This is a genomic window from Pseudomonas putida NBRC 14164, from assembly GCF_000412675.1.
Classification (GTDB): domain Bacteria; phylum Pseudomonadota; class Gammaproteobacteria; order Pseudomonadales; family Pseudomonadaceae; genus Aquipseudomonas; species Aquipseudomonas putida.
Map to the genome: position 1 here is coordinate 1,674,239 of NC_021505.1, position 17,071 is coordinate 1,691,309.

At 62.9% G+C, this 17,071-nt stretch carries 19 protein-coding genes; 16 read left to right on the forward strand and 3 right to left on the reverse strand.

The window, feature by feature from the left end:
• Positions 1 to 20 precede the first annotated feature (20 nt).
• The 14 genes from PP4_RS07370 (at position 21) to PP4_RS07435 (ending at position 11,542) form a co-directional block, all read left to right on the forward strand.
• Positions 21 to 788: a heme ABC transporter permease gene (locus tag PP4_RS07370; RefSeq protein WP_016498579.1), complete on the forward strand. Its 768-nt coding sequence runs from the start codon at positions 21 to 23 to the stop codon at positions 786 to 788.
• Entirely contained in the window at positions 785 to 961 is a 177-nt protein-coding gene (ccmD, locus tag PP4_RS07375) for a heme exporter protein CcmD (RefSeq protein WP_012273475.1), read from the forward strand. The genes PP4_RS07370 and ccmD overlap by 4 nt, the downstream gene beginning before the upstream one ends.
• Positions 958 to 1,413: a cytochrome c maturation protein CcmE gene (ccmE, locus tag PP4_RS07380; protein WP_016498580.1), complete on the forward strand. Its 456-nt coding sequence runs from the start codon at positions 958 to 960 to the stop codon at positions 1,411 to 1,413. Before ccmD ends, ccmE begins: the two co-directional genes overlap by 4 nt.
• Positions 1,410 to 3,398 carry a heme lyase CcmF/NrfE family subunit gene (locus PP4_RS07385; protein WP_016498581.1) on the forward strand — a complete coding sequence of 663 codons (1,989 nt, stop codon included), beginning with the start codon at positions 1,410 to 1,412 and terminating at the stop codon, positions 3,396 to 3,398. The genes ccmE and PP4_RS07385 overlap by 4 nt, the downstream gene beginning before the upstream one ends.
• Positions 3,395 to 3,931: a DsbE family thiol:disulfide interchange protein gene (locus PP4_RS07390; RefSeq protein ID WP_016498582.1), complete on the forward strand. Its 537-nt coding sequence runs from the start codon at positions 3,395 to 3,397 to the stop codon at positions 3,929 to 3,931. The genes PP4_RS07385 and PP4_RS07390 overlap by 4 nt, the downstream gene beginning before the upstream one ends.
• On the forward strand, positions 3,928 to 4,404 hold the full coding sequence (locus PP4_RS07395; RefSeq protein ID WP_016498583.1) for a cytochrome c-type biogenesis protein: 477 nt from the start codon (positions 3,928 to 3,930) through the stop codon (positions 4,402 to 4,404). Before PP4_RS07390 ends, PP4_RS07395 begins: the two co-directional genes overlap by 4 nt.
• Entirely contained in the window at positions 4,397 to 5,593 is a 1,197-nt protein-coding gene (gene ccmI / locus PP4_RS07400) for a c-type cytochrome biogenesis protein CcmI (RefSeq protein WP_016498584.1), read from the forward strand. The genes PP4_RS07395 and ccmI overlap by 8 nt, the downstream gene beginning before the upstream one ends.
• A gap of 12 nt (positions 5,594 to 5,605) precedes the next feature.
• Positions 5,606 to 6,022, forward strand: a complete 417-nt coding sequence (locus PP4_RS07405) for a hypothetical protein (protein WP_016488394.1) — start codon at positions 5,606 to 5,608, stop codon at positions 6,020 to 6,022.
• Between the two features lie 221 nt (positions 6,023 to 6,243).
• The gene (locus PP4_RS07410) at positions 6,244 to 7,182 is read left to right on the forward strand and encodes a 2-hydroxyacid dehydrogenase (RefSeq protein ID WP_016498585.1); all 939 of its coding nucleotides are present in this window, start codon (positions 6,244 to 6,246) and stop codon (positions 7,180 to 7,182) included.
• Positions 7,183 to 7,231: 49 nt separating this feature from the next.
• A complete protein-coding gene (locus PP4_RS07415) occupies positions 7,232 to 8,020 on the forward strand; it encodes a PhzF family phenazine biosynthesis protein (protein ID WP_016498586.1) in 789 nt (262 codons plus the stop codon).
• 79 nt (positions 8,021 to 8,099) lie between these two features.
• Positions 8,100 to 8,507 (forward strand): GFA family protein, encoded by a 408-nt coding sequence (locus PP4_RS07420; RefSeq protein WP_016498587.1) that lies wholly within the window; start codon positions 8,100 to 8,102, stop codon positions 8,505 to 8,507.
• Positions 8,508 to 8,589: 82 nt separating this feature from the next.
• Positions 8,590 to 8,928 carry an FKBP-type peptidyl-prolyl cis-trans isomerase gene (locus tag PP4_RS07425; RefSeq protein WP_016498588.1) on the forward strand — a complete coding sequence of 113 codons (339 nt, stop codon included), beginning with the start codon at positions 8,590 to 8,592 and terminating at the stop codon, positions 8,926 to 8,928.
• Positions 8,929 to 9,641: 713 nt separating this feature from the next.
• Positions 9,642 to 10,304, forward strand: a complete 663-nt coding sequence (locus PP4_RS07430) for a hypothetical protein (protein ID WP_016498590.1) — start codon at positions 9,642 to 9,644, stop codon at positions 10,302 to 10,304.
• Between the two features lie 44 nt (positions 10,305 to 10,348).
• On the forward strand, positions 10,349 to 11,542 hold the full coding sequence (locus tag PP4_RS07435; RefSeq protein ID WP_016498591.1) for a D-amino acid dehydrogenase: 1,194 nt from the start codon (positions 10,349 to 10,351) through the stop codon (positions 11,540 to 11,542).
• 120 nt (positions 11,543 to 11,662) lie between these two features.
• On the opposite strand, the gene PP4_RS07440 is transcribed toward PP4_RS07435, so the two are convergent.
• The 3 genes from PP4_RS07440 to PP4_RS07450 form a co-directional block, all read right to left on the reverse strand.
• The gene (locus PP4_RS07440) at positions 11,663 to 12,391 is read right to left on the reverse strand and encodes an aspartate/glutamate racemase family protein (protein WP_016498592.1); all 729 of its coding nucleotides are present in this window, start codon (positions 12,389 to 12,391) and stop codon (positions 11,663 to 11,665) included.
• A gap of 16 nt (positions 12,392 to 12,407) precedes the next feature.
• Positions 12,408 to 13,940, reverse strand: coding sequence for an NCS1 family nucleobase:cation symporter-1 (locus tag PP4_RS07445; RefSeq protein ID WP_016498593.1), 1,533 nt, complete (start codon positions 13,938 to 13,940; stop codon positions 12,408 to 12,410).
• Positions 13,941 to 14,495: 555 nt separating this feature from the next.
• A complete protein-coding gene (locus PP4_RS07450) occupies positions 14,496 to 14,933 on the reverse strand; it encodes an Lrp/AsnC family transcriptional regulator (RefSeq protein WP_016498594.1) in 438 nt (145 codons plus the stop codon).
• 133 nt (positions 14,934 to 15,066) lie between these two features.
• Between PP4_RS07450 and PP4_RS07455 the strand changes: the two genes are divergently transcribed.
• Together PP4_RS07455 and PP4_RS07460 are read left to right on the forward strand one after the other, a co-directional pair.
• Positions 15,067 to 15,963, forward strand: coding sequence for a DMT family transporter (locus PP4_RS07455; RefSeq protein WP_016498595.1), 897 nt, complete (start codon positions 15,067 to 15,069; stop codon positions 15,961 to 15,963).
• 145 nt (positions 15,964 to 16,108) lie between these two features.
• Positions 16,109 to 17,035, forward strand: coding sequence for a class I SAM-dependent methyltransferase (locus PP4_RS07460; RefSeq protein WP_016498596.1), 927 nt, complete (start codon positions 16,109 to 16,111; stop codon positions 17,033 to 17,035).
• Positions 17,036 to 17,071 lie beyond the last annotated feature (36 nt).

A 17,071-nucleotide genomic window follows, 5' to 3' on the forward strand; every position in this document is an offset into this window, starting at 1 on the left:
AATACCCTGGATGTACCCTGATGAAAATAAGCTGGACGTGGTTCCACAAGCTGGGCTCCCCGAAATGGTTCTATGCCATCAGCGGCCGTATGCTGCCATGGCTGGCCGGCGCTGCCGTGCTCCTGTTGCTGGTCGGTATCACCTGGGGCCTGGCGTTCGCCCCCCAGGACTACCAGCAAGGCAACAGCTTCCGCATCATCTACATTCATGTGCCGGCGGCGATGCTGGCGCAGTCCTGCTACGTGCTGCTGGCGGTCGCCGGGGTGGTGGGGCTGGTGTGGAAGATGAAACTGGCCGACGTCGCCCTGCAATGTGCTGCGCCCATCGGTGCCTGGATGACCGCCGTGGCGCTGGTTACCGGCGCCATCTGGGGCAAGCCGACCTGGGGCAGTTGGTGGGTGTGGGACGCCCGCCTTACGTCCATGCTCATCCTGCTGTTCCTGTACTTCGGCATTATTGCGCTGGGCCAGGCAATCAGTAATCGTGACAGTGCGTCCAAGGCCTGTGCGGTGCTGGCGATTGTCGGCGTGGTCAACATCCCGATCATCAAGTACTCGGTGGAGTGGTGGAACACCCTGCATCAGGGCGCGACCTTCACCCTGACCGAAAAACCGGCGATGCCCGCAGAAATGTGGTTGCCGCTGCTGTGCACGGCGTTGGGTTTCTACTGTTTCTTCGGCGCTGTGCTGTTGCTTCGCATGCGCCTTGAAGTGCTCAAGCGCGAGGCGCGCGCCAGTTGGGTCAGGGACGAAGTGTTGAACAGCCTGGGGCGGAGGAGCGCACAATGAGCTTTGCCACCTTCGGTGATTTTCTCGCCATGGGCCACCATGGCCTGTACGTGTGGTCGGCCTATGGCATCTGCCTGGCGGTGCTGGCGCTCAATGTCGCTGCGCCGCTGTTGGCCCGCCGTCGCTACCTGCAAGAAGAGGCGCGCCGTTTGCGCCGGGAGAACAACCAGTGAATCCGCAGCGCAAGAAACGCCTGTTGCTCATCGTCGGCCTGCTGGCCGGCGTCGGGGTTGCCGTCGGCTTTGCCTTGAGCGCATTGCAGCAGAACATCAACCTGTTTTACACACCGACCCAGATCGCCAACGGCGAAGCGCCGCTGGACACCCGCATCCGTGCTGGCGGCATGGTCGAGAAGGGCTCGGTGCAGCGCTCGTCCGACTCGCTGGACGTGCGCTTTGTGGTCACCGACTTCAACAAGTCGGTGCCAATCAGCTACCGCGGCATCCTGCCCGACCTGTTCCGCGAAGGGCAGGGCATCGTCGCCTTGGGCAAGGTCAACGCCGACGGCGTAGTCGTGGCCGATGAAGTACTGGCCAAGCACGATGAGAAGTACATGCCGCCCGAGGTCACCAAGGCCCTGAAGGAAAGCGGCCAGGCTGCCACCGGTACGGAGGCCAAGCCATGAATGCGGCACTGGTAATCCCTGAGCTCGGCCAGTTGGCGATGATTCTGGCCATCTGCTTTGCCGCCGTGCAGGCCAGTGTGCCGCTGCTCGGCGCCTGGCGTGGCGACAGCCTGTGGATGAGCCTGGCGCGCCCGGCGGCGTGGGGGCAATTCGCCTTCCTGGCTTTTGCCTTCGCCTGTTTGACCCATGCCTTCATGACCGACAACTTCTCCGTCGCCTATGTGGCCAGCAACTCCAACAGCGCCTTGCCGTGGTACTACAAGTTCAGCGCCGTATGGGGCGCCCACGAAGGTTCGTTGCTGCTGTGGGCGTTTATCCTGGGCGGCTGGACCTTTGCCGTGTCGGTGTTCTCGCGTCAGTTGCCGCAGGTGATGCTGGCCCGCGTGCTGGCGGTGATGGGCATGATCAGCGTCGGCTTCCTGAGCTTCCTGATCATCACCTCCAACCCGTTCCAGCGCCTGCTGCCGCAAGTGCCCACCGACGGCCGCGACCTCAACCCGCTGCTGCAGGACTTCGGCCTGATCGTTCACCCGCCGATGCTGTACATGGGCTACGTGGGCTTTTCGGTGGCCTTTGCCTTCGCCATTGCCGCCTTGCTCGGCGGCCGCCTGGACGCTGCCTGGGCGCGCTGGTCGCGGCCGTGGACCATCGTCGCCTGGGCCTTCCTGGGGGTTGGCATCACCCTGGGCTCGTGGTGGGCCTATTATGAGCTGGGCTGGGGTGGCTGGTGGTTCTGGGACCCGGTGGAAAACGCCTCGTTCATGCCCTGGCTGGTGGGCACGGCGCTGATCCACTCGCTGGCGGTGACCGAAAAGCGTGGGGTGTTCAAGAGCTGGACCGTGTTGTTGGCAATTGCCGCATTCTCGCTGAGCCTGCTGGGTACCTTCCTGGTGCGCTCCGGCGTGCTGACCTCGGTGCACGCGTTTGCCGCAGACCCGTCGCGGGGCATTTTCATCCTGTTCTTCCTGTTGTTCGTGGTCGGTGGTTCGCTCACCCTGTTCGCCCTGCGCGCACCGGTGGTCAAGAGCCAGGTCGGCTTCGCCCTGTGGTCCCGCGAGACGCTGCTGCTGGCCAACAACCTGGTGCTGGTGGTGGCCGCGTCGATGATTCTGCTCGGCACGCTGTACCCGCTGGTGCTTGATGCCCTGACCGGGGCCAAGCTGTCGGTGGGTCCGCCGTATTTCGATGCCTTGTTCCTGCCGCTGATGGCACTTCTGATGGTGGTAATGAGCGTGGGCGTGCTGGTGCGCTGGAAGGACACCCCAGGCAAATGGCTGGTCAGCATGATCACCCCGGTGCTGATCGGCAGTGCCATCCTTGCCCCGGTTGCCGGTTTTATCGTTGACGACTTCGACTGGCCGACGCTGACCGCCTTCGCCCTGGCGGCCTGGGTGGTACTCGGCGGGCTGCGCGACATCCTCGACAAGACCCGTCACAAAGGCCTGCTCAAGGGCCTGCCTGGCCTGGGGCGCAGCTACTGGGGCATGCAGCTGGCACACCTTGGCCTGGCGGTGTGTGCGTTGGGCGTGGTGCTGTCGAGCAACAACAGCGCCGAACGCGACCTGCGCATGGCCCCGGGCGAAAGCGTGGAGCTGGGTGGGTATCACTTCCTGTTCCAGGGCGCCAAGCACTTCGAGGGGCCGAACTTCATTTCCGACAAAGGTACCGTCGTTGTCAGCCGTGATGGCCGTGAAGTGACTACCCTGCACCCGGAAAAGCGCCTGTACACCGTGCAGCAGTCGATGATGACCGAAGCTGGCATCGATGCCGGCTTTACCCGCGACCTGTACGTTGCCCTGGGCGAGCCGCTGGAAAACGGCGCCTGGGCGGTGCGTGTGCACATCAAGCCTTATGTCCGCTGGATCTGGCTGGGCGGTCTGCTGACCGGCCTGGGCGGGTTGCTGGCGGCACTCGACCGGCGCTACCGCGTCAAGGTCAAGACCCGGGTGCGTGATGCCCTGGGCGTGTCTGGAGCAGCTGCATGAAGCGTTGGATCATGGTAGTCCCCCTCGCAGTGTTCCTGCTGGTGGCGGTGTTCCTCTACAAGGGGCTGTTTCTCAAGCCCGACGAGTTGCCGTCGGCAATGATCGGCAAACCGTTCCCGGTGTTTTCCCTGGCTTCGACCCAGGGCGACCGCACTTTGACCCAGGCCGACTTGCAGGGCCGCCCGGCACTGGTCAACGTGTGGGCCACCTGGTGCCCGTCGTGCAAGGTCGAGCACCCGTACCTGAACCAGCTGGCGCAGCAGGGCGTGGTGATCCACGGGGTCAACTACAAGGACGACAACGCCGCCGCGCAGAAATGGCTGGCCGAGTTCCACAACCCCTACCAGCTGGACATCCGTGACGAGCAGGGCAGCCTGGGCCTGGACCTTGGGGTGTACGGCGCGCCGGAAACCTTCCTGATCGACGCCAAGGGCATCATCCGCTACAAGCACGTGGGCATTGTCGATGCAACTGTCTGGCGTGAGCAGCTGGCGCCGCTGTACCAGGGCCTGGTCGACGAGGCCAGGCCATGAGGCGCTGGCTGGCAGCTGCCGTGCTGGGCATGAGCCTGGCCGGTGTGGCCAAGGCGGCCATCGACACGTACCAGTTCCGCGACGACGCCGAGCGCGAACGCTACCAGCAGTTGACCAAGGAACTGCGTTGCCCCAAGTGCCAGAACCAGGACATTGCCGACTCCAACGCGCCGATCGCTGCCGACCTGCGCCGCGAGATCTTCCGCATGCTTGGCGAAGGCAAGAGCAACCAGCAGATCGTCGACTTCATGGTCGACCGCTATGGTGACTTTGTGCGCTACAAACCGGCACTCAGCGGGCGTACCTGGCTGTTGTGGTTCGGGCCCGGCATCCTGTTGGTCGGTGGTTTTGCGGTGCTGGCGGTGATCGTGCGCCGACGCCGTGGTACGGCTTTGCCGGGCAATAATGAGCTTTCCGTCGAAGAACGCGAGCGACTCGCCAAACTGCTGGAAAAAGAACAGACCCATGACTGAATTCTGGCTTAGCGCGGGCCTGCTGCTGCTCGCCGCCCTCAGCTTTTTGCTGATCCCGATCCTGCGTGGCCGTGGCCGCCAGCAGGAAGAAGACCGTACCGCCCTGAACGTGGCCCTGTACCAGGAACGCGTTGCCGAACTGGCTGCCCAGCAGGCTGCCGGTGTGCTCGATACGGCGCAGTTGACCAAGGGCCGTGACGAGGCTGCCCGTGAGCTGCTGGCCGATACCGAAGGCACCGAAGCCCCGCGCCAGGGCCATCTGGGCAAAGCCCTGCCGCTGCTGGCTGCAGTGCTGGTACCGCTGATGGCGTTGGGGCTTTACCTGCATTTTGGTGCTGCCGACAAGGTGGCGCTGACCCAGGAATTCGCCGAGGCGCCCAAGTCGATGGAAGAAATGACCACGCGCCTGGAGCGTGTGGTCCAGGCCCAGCCGGAGTCTGCAGAGGCCCTGTACTTTCTGGGCCGTGCCTACATGGCCGAGCAGCGCCCGGCCGATGCTGCGCGTACCTTCGAGCGCTCGGTCGCTTTGGCTGGCCGCCAGCCCGAGCTGCTGGGCCAGTGGGCCCAGGCCCTGTACTTTGCCGCCGACAAGCAGTGGAACCCGCAGTTGCAGGCACTGACGGATGAAGCGCTGAAGGCCGACCCCAACGAAGTGACCAGCCTGGGCCTGCGCGGTATTGCCGCCTTTGAAGGTGAGCGTTACCAGGAAGCCATCGACTACTGGAAGCGCCTGTTGGCGCAGCTGCCGGAAGGCGATGCCTCGCGTGCGGCCCTGCAAGGTGGCATCGACCGCGCTGCCGAACGCCTGGGTGACCCGGTAGTGCAGGGTGCAGCGCCCGCACCAGTGGCTGCGCGGCTGAAAGTACGGGTGGAACTGGCGGCGGCACTGAAGGACAAGGTAAAACCGGACGATACGGTGTTCATCTTCGCTCGCGCCAGCAATGGCCCGCCGATGCCCCTGGCAGCCAAGCGGGTGACGGTGGCGCAGTTGCCGATCGAAGTGGAGTTGTCCGATGCTGACGCGATGATGCCGCAGATGAAACTGTCGCAATTTGCCGAAGTCCAACTGGTTGCACGTGTTTCCCGCGCTGGCCAGCCTACCCGCGGCGAGTGGATTGGCCAGGGCGCGCCGTTGCCCAGTGCCACCCAGGCTACCCAGCACCTGACCATCGACAGCCCAGACCCGTAAGAGAGCAAAGCCATGCACAGCACCGTCCGCCTGACCCTGATTACCCTTGCCCTGGGTTTGTCTGCGTGTACGGTGCACCAGCCGTATGAACAGCCGGCACCCCCGATCGAGCGCGTGCCGCCGCAAGGACCGGTGGTCAAGCCGTTGCCGGGTGGGCAGCCGTCCACCCAGCCGAGCAAACCGGCGGCGATACCCAAGCCGATGCCGCGCACCTCGGCCAGCTTTGCGCCACCACCTGGCGGGGCGAGCCACTGGGACCCCAAGCTGGGTGTGTATGTATTGGAGAAACAGCCCAATACCTTCTACCGGCAGCGTACCTATTATCGGTTTGATAATGGCTGGAGCTGGTCGCTGAGCCCGAATGGGCCTTGGCAGGATACTGACAGCAGTGGTGTGCCGGGTGGGTTGGGGCGAGCGTTCGCCCAGTAGGGGGCTTTCAGGTCCGTCTTGAGTTATTTGGGTGTTCGAGATCGAGCGCCGCGCGGGCGGTGCTCGATCTCCCATGCGCCGCATCCCTAACGCCGGACTTCCCGGCAGTTATGCAATCTCGTTTCCCACTCCACCTATACAGTACAATTTTCCGCGCAATTACCGATTGACTGTACTGCACGGTAATTCCGCATAATGCCCCTTCAACATTGGGAGGTGGCATGCGCAAGACAGTCCTGGTACTGGTAGAAACCGTCGACGATTACCTGCCCATGCTGGAGCAGGCCGGTTACCGCCTGATCCGCGCCCCCTCGCCGCAACTGCGCGCCGACGCCATCCAGCGCCACGCCAGTGAAATCGATGCCGTGCTCACTCGCGGCCCGCTGGGGCTGACTGCCGCAGAAATCGACGCATTGCCCAAGTTGCAGATCATCTGCGTGATCGGTGCCGGTTACGAGCAAGTCGACCTGGCTGCCGCCGCCGCCCGCGGCATCACCGTTACCAACGGCGCGGGTGCCAATGCCAGTGCAGTCGCCGACCATACCCTGGCGCTGTTACTGGCGCTGCTGCGCGACATTCCCCGTGCTGATGCCAGCACCCGGCGCGGTGAATGGAACCGGGTGATCAGCCCCTCGGTGAGCGGCAAGCGCCTGGGCATTCTTGGCCTGGGGGCGGTGGGGCAAGCCATTGCCAAGCGCGCCAGCCTGGGCTTCGACATGCCCGTCAGCTATCACAGCCGCACGCCACGCGAAGATGTGCCTTACACCTGGTACGACAGCCCGCTTCACCTGGCCGAAGCTGTCGAGATCATGGTCGTGGCCACTCCCGGTGGCGCCAGTACGCAGCATCTGGTCGATGCCCAGGTACTAGAGGCGCTGGGCGGCAAGGGCTATCTGGTGAATATCGCCCGGGCCAGCGTGGTCGACACCGACGCCCTGACGGCCGCCCTGGAGCAAGGCAAGCTGGCCGGCGCCGCCCTGGACGTATTCGATGACGAACCGGCGGTGCCGGATGCTCTCAAGGCTATGGCCAACACGGTGCTCACACCCCACGTGGCCGGCCAGTCGCCTGAGGCCGCGCGCGATACCGTGACCCTGGTGCTGCACAACCTGCAGGCATTCTTTGCCGGTGAACCAGTACTGACCCCGGTGAGCCAGTAACCCTTTCAGACATCTGCCTGGCAAATCCCGGGCAACAAGGAGTGTGTGCATGCAACTCGAAATCTTCCAGGTCGATGCCTTTTCCGCTGAACCGTTCGGTGGCAACCCGGCGGCGGTGATCCCGCTCCAAGCCTGGCTGCCGGACGATGTGCTGCAGCGCATTGCCGAAGAAAACAACCTGTCGGAAACCGCCTATTTCGTGCGCAACGGCGAAACCTTCGACCTGCGCTGGTTCACCCCGACCGTAGAAGTTGACCTGTGCGGCCACGCCACCCTGGCCTCGGCTTATGTGCTGTTCGAGCAGCTGGGTGAGCAGGCGCAGGTACTGCGCTTCAACACCCGCAGTGGCGAATTGCGTGTCAGCCGTGGCACTGACGGGCTGCTGGCCATGGATTTCCCGGCCAGGCAACCGGCCGTCGTGGAAACCCCGGTGGGCCTGCTGCAAGCGCTGGGCCTGACCCAGGCGCAGGCGGTGTACCGCAGCGATGACTATGTAGTAGTGATTGATGACGCCCTGTTGCTCGACACGCTGAAGCCGGACTTTGTAGCGCTGTCGGCCTTCGACGTGCGTGGCATTGCCGTGACGGCGGCAGGGCGTGGCTTTGATTTCGTCACCCGCTGGTTCGGCCCACGGGTTGGCGTGAATGAAGACCCGGTCACCGGCTCGGCACACACCTCGCTGGCGCCAGTATGGGCTGACCGCCTGGGCAAGCAGTTGCTGAGCTGCGAGCAGGGCGGGGCACGCAAAGGCCAGCTGCTGTGTGAAGTACCGGGCAATGGCCGGGTGATCATCAGCGGGCGAGCGGCGTTGTACCTGCGCGGCACTGTGTACATCTGAAGCTTCACGCGATCCTTTGTAGGCGGGTTGCAGCTGGCATCTATAATTGCTGGCCCAACCCTCGCTAAAGGAACCAGCCATGGCCATGGAAAAACAAGGTACCTGCCTGTGCGGCGCCACCACGCTCAAGGTCACCGTCGACAACACTCATATCAGCGCATGCCATTGCAGCATGTGCCGCAAGTGGACCGGCGGGCCGTTGCTGGTGGTGCATTGCAGCCAGCCACCGGTGATCGAAGGGCGTGCCCCCAGTGTCTATGACTCGTCCGACTGGGCCCAGCGAGGGTTTTGCGGCCAATGCGGCACGCACCTGTATTACCGGCTGAAGGCCAACGACTTCCATGCAGTGCCGGTCGGCCTGCTGGATGGGGATCAGGAATGGGATTTCGATCTGCAGATTTTTGTCGAGCAGAAGCCCGCCTGGTACTGTTTTGCCAACCACACCAAAGAGCTGACCGGCCAAGAGGTGTTTGAGCAGAACAGCTAATCGTGTGCCGTCGATCCTGCTTGCCAAACCGGTGCATTCCTGAGAAAAGGGCGGCTTTGTTTTCCAGCGTTGGAGTGTGCCCGTGAGCCAAGAACTGCAGATCATCGACCTGGTCGAGGGTGAAGGCAAAGCCGCCGTCAAAGGCGCCCTGATCACCACCCAGTACACCGGCTGGCTGGCCGATGGCAGCGAGTTCGATTCATCCTGGTCACGCGGCAAGCCGTTCCAGTGCGTGATTGGTACCGGTCGAGTGATCAAGGGGTGGGACCAGGGCCTGATGGGCATGCGCGTTGGCGGCAAGCGCAAACTGCTGGTTCCAGCGCATCTGGGCTATGGCGAGCGCAGTGTGGGGGCCATACCGCCGGGCTCGGACCTGACCTTTGAGATCGAATTGCTGGAAGTGCTGACGCGGGATGATTGAGGAAAAGGACTACACGCGCTGTCGGCGTGTGTCTGATTTAGGGGCGATTCACAGCCAGTTAAGCTTGCCGACTCAACAAGCGAGAGGGGAGCAATTCCATGAAGTCGCATTTTTCCTCGAGGGTGGTACGCGAAGCTAACGCTTTGCTAGTTGCATCAGGTGCACGTATGGAAATTTCGCTACCGCGTGAACTGGCCAGCGTGATCACTAACCCGCGAAAGACCCGTTCGGAACTGAAGGCAGCCTTTACAGCCGCTTACTTCCGCCTGCGCAAGGGGTGAAATCAGGCAAGCCAAACCTGGGTTCTGGTTGGGCGTGGCACAAAGTCTTGTAGGTTCAGTTCTATTTGTATTGTTGCTAGGTTTTCTGGTGTTTTTCGCCTGGAGTTTGAGTCAAGGTCCGAAACAGGTCATCGAACAGGTGTTTGATGTCACCATCATCAACTCTGTCCCTGCGAGCGAAGCTGCAGGAGCACTGTGACGGCTACTCCCCAGAGTGATTAGTTGAGACTGGACATAATTCAGCAACACCCATCCTCTAATCTAGGCCTTGCCTAGGGAACGGCATTCACCTCCAGGGAGGAACCAAACGGGTTCAGGGCACTCTGACCCTCACTCGTTGCCAAGGATGGCATTCACTACAAGGCCGCCCTGCAGCTGACAGGGCGATGTGGCGGGTCAACCCGATTTTCTCTGCCACACGAGCCTGCCTTGATGAAGATGCCAACATTCTTCCGCCGTCGTCGCCATTTGCTGCTGAGCCTGGTACTCACGGCCGTCGCCGTGCCGCTGGCGCTGGAGGCTGTCGAAAGCCGGGCTGAACCGGTGGATGGCACCCAGACCCTGGTGTTCTTGCGCCATGCCGAGAAACCGGGTGAGGGGCTTGGGCAATTGAACTGCCAGGGCCTCAACCGCGCACTGGACCTGGCAACCTTGCTGCCGGAGCGCTTCGGCAATGCCGACTACGTGTTTGCCGCCAACCCTTCGCGGCAAGTCGAAGAAGGCAGCAAGGACGAAAGCTACAGCTACATCCGCCCGCTGATGACCATCACCCCCAGCGCCATCCGCCTCGGCTTGCCGGTGAATATCGACTACGGCGTCAACGACACCGACGAACTGGCCGATGAGTTGCTGAGCGACAAATACCGCAATGCGACCGTCTATACCGCCTGGTCCCACGGCTACCTGCCTGAACTGATCAACACGGTGGCCGGCAAGGCCTTGGGTGAAGAGCGGGTAATCACCCAGGACTGGAGCGGCGATGACTTTGACACCCTCTATGTACTGACCCTGACCTGGCACGACGGCAAGGCCAGCCTGCTCAGCCGCAACGTGCGCCAGGGCCTGAATGACGGTGCGCATAGCTGCCCGACCTGATCCGCTGGTACTGTTTGGCCAGGAAGCCGGAACAGGGAAGGGTGATGAAGCAGCGGGTAACGGTAATCGGTGGTGGGGTGGTTGGCCTGGCAACGGCCTACGCGCTTGTTCGTGAAGGGTGGTCGGTTGATTTGATCGAGGCCCGTGACAGCCTGGCGTCGGCCACCAGCTTCGCCAATGGCGGGCAATTGTCCTATCGCTATGTGGCACCGCTGGCTGATGCCGGGGTGCCCTGGCAGGCACTGGGTTGGCTATTGCAGGGCGAGTCGCCGCTGCGCCTGCGCTTGCGTCTGGACCCGGCGCAGTGGCGCTGGCTGCTGGCATTCACCTTGGCATGCCGGCGCAGCGTCAATCGCCGAAATGCCGGGCAACTGCTGGAGCTGGCGCTGCGCAGCCAAGCCGTTCTGGCGCAGTGGCGCGACAGCCAGGACTTTGGTGATTTTGCCTGGCGGCGCAATGGCAAGCTGGTGGCCTTTCGCAGCGAACGGGCCTTTGCCCATGGCCGGGCGCAATTGACCGACCCGGCCAGCCAGCGGGTGCTGGCGGCCGCCGAGTTGCGCGCGCTGGACCCTGCCCTGGAGGGCGCACCGTTTGTGGGTGGCGTGTTCACAGCGGATGAAGAGGTTGGCGATTGTCACTTGTTCTGCCAGCGCCTGGAGGCTCTGTTGCGCGCTTCGGGGCAATGCCGTTTCCTGCTTGGCCGGCCAGTGACGCAGCTGGTACGGCGCCAGGACCAGGTCGTAGCGCTGCAACTGGGCAACGAACAACGGGTGGTGGAACAGTTGGTGCTTTGTACCGGGCATCGTGGCCCAGGCTTGGCATTGCCGGGGGTGCAGATACCGGTGTATCCGCTTAAGGGCTACAGCCTGACGGCACCCATCAGCGCCGGGCATCGGCCGCCGGAGGTGAGCCTTACCGACTATGAACGCAAGATCGTCTATGCCCGCCTGGGGCAGCAGCTGCGGGTAGCGGCGATGGTGGACATTGTCGGCTTCGACGAGTCGGTGGAAAAACGCAGGTTGCAGAGCATGAGGCGGCTGGCGCTGGAGACGTTACCGACGGCAGCGGATTATGGCCAGGCGGTTGAGTGGGCGGGGATGCGACCGGCCACCCCGACCGGGGTGCCGATCATTGGTGGGACGGCGTATCGCAACCTGTGGCTGAACCTGGGACATGGGGCGTTGGGGTTTACCCTGGCCTGTGGCAGTGCGCAGCGCCTGGTCGAGATGATGGGTTGAAAGCACTGGCCTCTTCGCGGGCTTGCCCGCTCCCACAGGTGCCGCACAGTCTCTGAGAACAGTGGGGTCCCTGTGGGAGCGGGCAAGCCCGCGAAGAGGCCGGTACAGGCAAATGAAGGCTCAGCGGCCCAAGCGCATCGGCCAACCCACCACTTTCTTCACCCGCGGCGTGGCATAGGTGCGCACTTTGGAGGTGCTCAAGCCCATGCGCACCAGCGATTCGGCGATGGTAACCGCCGCGCTCACGCCATCCACCACCGGCACGCCGGTGCGCTGGCGGATCTGCTCGTCCAGCCCGGCCATCCCACCGCAACCCAGGCAGATCACCTCTGCCTTGTCGTCACGCACGGCGCGTTCGGCCTGCTCGACAATCGCCTCCACAGCCCGTTGTGGGTCAGCTTCCAGCTCCAGCACCGCCAGCCCGCTGGCCCGCACCGACGCACAGCGGTCATAAAGGCCAGACAGCTTCAGACGGTCTTCGATCAGTGGCACGGTGCGGTCCAGCGTGGTCACCACGGAATAGGCATGGCCCAGGTACATCGCGGTGCTGGCGGCTGCATCGGTAATGTCCACCACTGGCACGTTCAGCAATTCCTGCAGGCCCTCGCGGCCGTGTTCGCCATAACCGGCCTGGATCACGGCGTCGTAGGGGCCCTCGTAGGCCAGCACCCGGTCCATCACGGCGATGGCGGCCAGGTAGCTTTCAAAGTTGCCTTCCACCGACTCGGCACCGAACCAAGGGGTAAGTCCGACAATTTCGGTACCGGGCGCTGCTACCGCTCGGGCTTGCTGGGCAATGGCTTCGGTGATGGCTTCGGTGGTGTTGACGTTGGCGATCAGAATACGCATGGGCAGTCCTCCCTGATTAATGGCTGCTGTGGTCGACGGCGATGCATTCGCCGCTGACGTCGTGGTAGTGGCGGTTGCGTGGTGCGATCAGCAGGTACAGGACGGCGGCGATGCCGGCACCGATCAGCCAGGAGAACGGGGCCACACTGTGGAAATTGGGTACCAGGGCCAGCACGATGGCCAGCAACGCAGCAGGCACGAAGGCGGCCACGGCGCGCAGGTTGATACCCTTGCTGTAGTGGTAGGCGCCTGTCGGGTGCTCGGTGTACAGCTCTGGCACGTTGATGCAGCCTTTGCGCAGCAACCAGTAGTCGGACATGATCACCCCGTACAGCGGGCCGAGGAGGGCGCCCAGGCCGGACAGGAAGTACACGATCACCAGCGGACTGTTGTACAGGTTCCACGGCAGGATCAGCACCGCCAGGGTGGCGCTGATCAGCCCCGCGCGGCGGAAGTTCAGGTGGCGTGGCGCCAGGTTGCTGAGCACGAAGGCCGGAGCGACGAAGTTGGCCATGATGTTCACCGCCACGGTGACAATCAGGAAGGCTACGCAGCCCAGTACCAGGAACAACGTGCTGGGGATGGCGGCGACTATCTGGGTCGGGCTGTCGATGATCTGGCCGTTGATCTGGAACTGCGCGCCGCACAGCACCACGGTGATCACGGCAAACACCAGGATGTTCACCGGCAGGCCCCAGAAGTTGCCGACGCGGATGGTCTTGCGGCACGGCGAGGAGCGGGCGAAGTCACAGAAGTTCAGCACCAGGGTGCCGTAGATGGCCAGCCACAGTGCGCCGCCGGCGAAGATGTTGCGCCACATCTCGTAGCCGGTCAGCGGGGTAGCCACCGACCAGGCAATGCGCGCGTCGGCCTTGAAGTACATGAACACCGCCAGGGCGGCCACGGTCAGCAGGATTACCGGGCCGGCAAAGGCCTCGTAGCGGCGCACCATCTCCATGCCGTAGGCCAGGATCACCAGCTGTACCAGCCAGATCGACACGAAGCACACCCAGCCAAGGCTCGACAGGCCGAGGATGCTGTCGTGGTCGTAGGCCGCCATTTGCGGCCACACGGCTGTAAGCAGCACGCGCAGCACCACTGAGGCCAGGTAGGTCTGGATGCCGAACCAGGCAATGGCAATGACTGCGCGGATCAGCGCCGGTATCTGTGCGCCATGGATGCCGAAGGCAATGCGGCTGATGACCGGGAACGGTACCCCGGTTTTCTGCCCCATGTAGCCGGACAGGTTCATGAAGAAGTACACCAGCGCCGCGCCAATGGCCAGCGACAGCAAAATCTGCCAGCCACCCAGGCCAAGGGCGAACAAGCCCATGGCGAACGAGTAATTGGCAATATTGTGCACATCGTTTGTCCACAACGCGAAGATACTATAGCCACCCCAGCGACGCCCTTCGGTGCGTGTCGGGGCAAGGTCGCGGTTGTGCAGGCGCGGGCTCAGGGCCAGTTCCGGCGCATTGCCGACCAGGCTGGAAGCGGGGTGGGTGCTGGCGACGGATAGTTCAGGGGCAAGGTCGAGGCTGCTACTCATTCCGGCGGGCTCCTGATGCACTTTGACTGCGATGAGCGGGCATGCGCACGGGCTCGCCATCTCTTCGGTGCAGCTTGGCATCACAGGGTTCTGGGCGCGGCGGCCGGTTTTGGACCGGCGTCGCGGGTTCTTGTGTATTTATGGTTTGTTTAAGTTGTATACAAAACACAAGCACACAAAAGCGAGTTCCATGCCAAGGGAATGCAAGTTTCAACAGATGGAGATTTCGAACTTATCGTGTTGAAAGATAAGTTAATGAAATAAAAAAAGTATAAGTTGACCAATTGAGCAGGTTTAATTTTTTATAAAGTGTAATAGTTGATCAATTGGTCAAAATAAGTGGCGATGAGTGTGTAACGGATTGGGGCGCTATTGGAGAAAGTGCACACAAAAATGGCACTTATGGTGACATTCTTGTGTACAAAAAATAGTCAGCTTTTCTTGCCCGGTCCTCTTCGCGGGCGCGCCCGCTCCCACAGGGATCACCACAGGCCAGAATCCTGTGCAGTATCTGTGGGAGCGGGCGTGCCCGCGAAGAGGCCGGAACAGGCGAATTCATTCCATTGGCGGCAATCGCCGCTTCACCGGGCTTTTCTTGATGATGGCGGTGTTGGTCTCGGCCAGCACATTGATGCGGTCGAGCAGGGTGTCCAGTTGCTCCATCGAGCGCACATGCAACCGGGCAATGAAACAGTCCTCCCCGGTGACCTTGTCGCACTCGGTGAACTCGGGGATGGCAATGATCTGCCGTTCTACCTCCTGCAGCTGGCCCGGCAGTGGGCGGATGCGCACGATGGCCAGTAACTGGTAACCAAAGGCGCGCGGGTCGACCTCCACGGTGTAACCGCGCAGCACCCCACGCTCTTCCAGTCGGCGCAGGCGCTCGCTGACGCTGGGCGCGGACAGCCCGCTGACTTGCGCCAAGGCTTTGAGCGAGCGACGCGAGTCTTCCATCAGTGCGTTGATCAGCAGTTGGTCGATGGCATCGGTCATGGTCACCTCGTCAGGTAATTCGCCTTATTTGCCTTGATAGTAAAGGCAAGGCTGCAAATTTGCCTTGGTAAACCGCTGGAAGGCAAGGCTGCAACCTTTGCATACTGTTTTCATCGTCAATGGGAGGTGCGAGATGGACAGTTCATTGCGCCGTGGCTCGCTGGAAATGGTCGCCGCCATGCTGATTTCCGGGACCATCGGCTGGTTCGTGCTGGTGTCGGGGCAGCCGGTGCTCGAGGTGGTGTTCTGGCGCTGCGTTTTCGGCGCCGTGACCCTGCTGGTGATTTGCGCCGCTTTCGGCTTTTTGCGGGCCGGAGTCATCAGCCGTACGGCGTTCCTGTTGGCGATCGCCAGCGGCGTGGCCATTGTCGGCAACTGGCTGCTGCTGTTTGCCTCGTATTCCCGTGCGTCGATCGCCATCGGGACAGCGGTGTACAACGTGCAGCCGTTCATGCTGGTGGGGCTGGCAGCGCTGTTTCTGGGCGAAAAGATCACACTGGCCAAGCTTACATGGCTTAGCGTGGCGTTCCTTGGCATGTTGGCCATCGTCAGCGCCCATGGTGCGGGGCAGGGCGGTGGTGAGGAATACTTGCTGGGCATTGGCCTGGCACTGGGCGCGGCGTTTTTGTATGCCATTGCGGCGTTGATCATCAAGCGGCTGAAAGGCACCCCGCCTCACCTGATCGCGTTGATCCAGGTAACGACGGGTGTGCTGTTGCTGGCGCCGTGGGTCAAGCTCGGCGGATTGCCGGGTGAAGTGTCAGCGCTGGCCAGCCTGTTGACGCTAGGCATGGTCCACACCGGCCTCATGTATGTGCTGCTGTACAGTGCCATCCAGCGTTTGCCCACGGCGTTGACCGGGGCGCTGTCGTTCATTTACCCGATTGCGGCGATTCTGGTGGACTGGGTGGCGTTCGGGCACCGCTTGGCGCCGCTGCAATGGCTGGGGGTAGGGCTGATTCTGCTGGCAGCGGCGGGGATGCAGCAGGGATGGTGGTTCCGGCCGGCGCGGCTTGCAGTCAAGAACTGAAGTGACCTTGCGGGCCTCTTCGCGGGTAAACCCGCTCCCACAGGATCACCGTGGCTCTGAATACTGTGGGGTCCCTGGGGGAGCGGGTTTACCCGCGAAGAGGCCGGCAAGGTAGAATGCCGCTTTTGCCAGCCTGCGACCCACCATGACTTCCCCGATTCACACCTTGGAGCAGCACCTGCTCGCCGCCCTCGACCCTGCCCCGCAGGAAACCCGCCGCCTGTTCCATGGCCGTGGCCGCTGCTGGGCAGGCCTGGAGCAGGTCACTGTCGACTGGTTGCAAGGCGTGCTCTCGGTAGCCCTGTTCCGTGAGCTGCCCGAGGGCCAACTGGCCGAACTGGAAGCCATGCTGCGCACTGTGGCCCAGTCCCCGCAATGGGCCGGCCAGGCCATTCTCATCCAGCACCGCTACTTGCCCGACAGCCCGGGCCAGTGGCTGCTGGGCGAGCCGTGCCACCAACGTGAGGTGGTCGAAGACGGCCTGACCTACCTGCTGGACCTGGGCGTGCGGCAGAACAACGGCCTGTTCCTCGACATGCGCTATGGCCGGCGCTGGGTGCGCGAGCAGGCGGCGGGCAAGCGCGTGCTGAACCTGTTCGCCTACACCTGCGGCTTCTCGGTGGCAGCGATTGCCGGGGGCGCTGAGCAGGTGGTGAACCTGGACATGGCCAAGTCGGCGCTGTCCCGCGGGCGCGATAACCATCGCCTGAATGGCCACGATGCATCGCGTGTGGCCTACCTGGGGCATGAGCTGTTCAAGTCGTGGGGCAAGGTGCGCAAGTATGGGCCCTACGACCTGATCATCATCGACCCGCCGACCTTCCAGCGTGGCAGCTTCGTGCTGACCCAGGATTACGCGAAGATCCTGCGGCGTTTGCCGGAGTTGCTGAGCGCGGGTGGGACGGTGCTAGCCTGTGTCAACGACCCGGGTGTCGGGCCGGAGTTTCTGATCGAGGGGATGGCTGAGCAGGCGCCATCGCTGGTGTTTGTAGAGCGGCTGGAGAACCCGCCGGAGTTTCCGGATGTGGACCCGGCCGGGGGGCTCAAGGCCTTGGTATTCCGCCAGGTTTGATGTTGCTCTTACTGGCCTCTTCGCGGGCATGCCCGC

What these genes read in the sequence shown, in the direction of transcription:
- PP4_RS07455 (WP_016498595.1), top strand. Translation starts at nt 15,067, where the DNA reads ATGGACAGTTCATTGCGCCGTGGCTCGCTGGAAATGGTCGCCGCCATG.
- ccmI (WP_016498584.1), top strand. Translation starts at nt 4,397, where the DNA reads ATGACTGAATTCTGGCTTAGCGCGGGCCTGCTGCTGCTCGCCGCCCTC.
- PP4_RS07385 (WP_016498581.1), top strand. Translation starts at nt 1,410, where the DNA reads ATGAATGCGGCACTGGTAATCCCTGAGCTCGGCCAGTTGGCGATGATT.
- PP4_RS07405 (WP_016488394.1), top strand. Translation starts at nt 5,606, where the DNA reads ATGCACAGCACCGTCCGCCTGACCCTGATTACCCTTGCCCTGGGTTTG.
- PP4_RS07420 (WP_016498587.1), top strand. Translation starts at nt 8,100, where the DNA reads ATGGCCATGGAAAAACAAGGTACCTGCCTGTGCGGCGCCACCACGCTC.
- PP4_RS07430 (WP_016498590.1), top strand. Translation starts at nt 9,642, where the DNA reads ATGAAGATGCCAACATTCTTCCGCCGTCGTCGCCATTTGCTGCTGAGC.
- PP4_RS07435 (WP_016498591.1), top strand. Translation starts at nt 10,349, where the DNA reads ATGAAGCAGCGGGTAACGGTAATCGGTGGTGGGGTGGTTGGCCTGGCA.
- PP4_RS07440 (WP_016498592.1), bottom strand. Translation starts at nt 12,391, where the DNA reads ATGCGTATTCTGATCGCCAACGTCAACACCACCGAAGCCATCACCGAA.
- PP4_RS07460 (WP_016498596.1), top strand. Translation starts at nt 16,109, where the DNA reads ATGACTTCCCCGATTCACACCTTGGAGCAGCACCTGCTCGCCGCCCTC.
- PP4_RS07450 (WP_016498594.1), bottom strand. Translation starts at nt 14,933, where the DNA reads ATGACCGATGCCATCGACCAACTGCTGATCAACGCACTGATGGAAGAC.
- PP4_RS07415 (WP_016498586.1), top strand. Translation starts at nt 7,232, where the DNA reads ATGCAACTCGAAATCTTCCAGGTCGATGCCTTTTCCGCTGAACCGTTC.
- PP4_RS07410 (WP_016498585.1), top strand. Translation starts at nt 6,244, where the DNA reads ATGCGCAAGACAGTCCTGGTACTGGTAGAAACCGTCGACGATTACCTG.
- PP4_RS07370 (WP_016498579.1), top strand. Translation starts at nt 21, where the DNA reads ATGAAAATAAGCTGGACGTGGTTCCACAAGCTGGGCTCCCCGAAATGG.
- PP4_RS07390 (WP_016498582.1), top strand. Translation starts at nt 3,395, where the DNA reads ATGAAGCGTTGGATCATGGTAGTCCCCCTCGCAGTGTTCCTGCTGGTG.
- ccmD (WP_012273475.1), top strand. Translation starts at nt 785, where the DNA reads ATGAGCTTTGCCACCTTCGGTGATTTTCTCGCCATGGGCCACCATGGC.
- PP4_RS07445 (WP_016498593.1), bottom strand. Translation starts at nt 13,940, where the DNA reads ATGAGTAGCAGCCTCGACCTTGCCCCTGAACTATCCGTCGCCAGCACC.
- PP4_RS07395 (WP_016498583.1), top strand. Translation starts at nt 3,928, where the DNA reads ATGAGGCGCTGGCTGGCAGCTGCCGTGCTGGGCATGAGCCTGGCCGGT.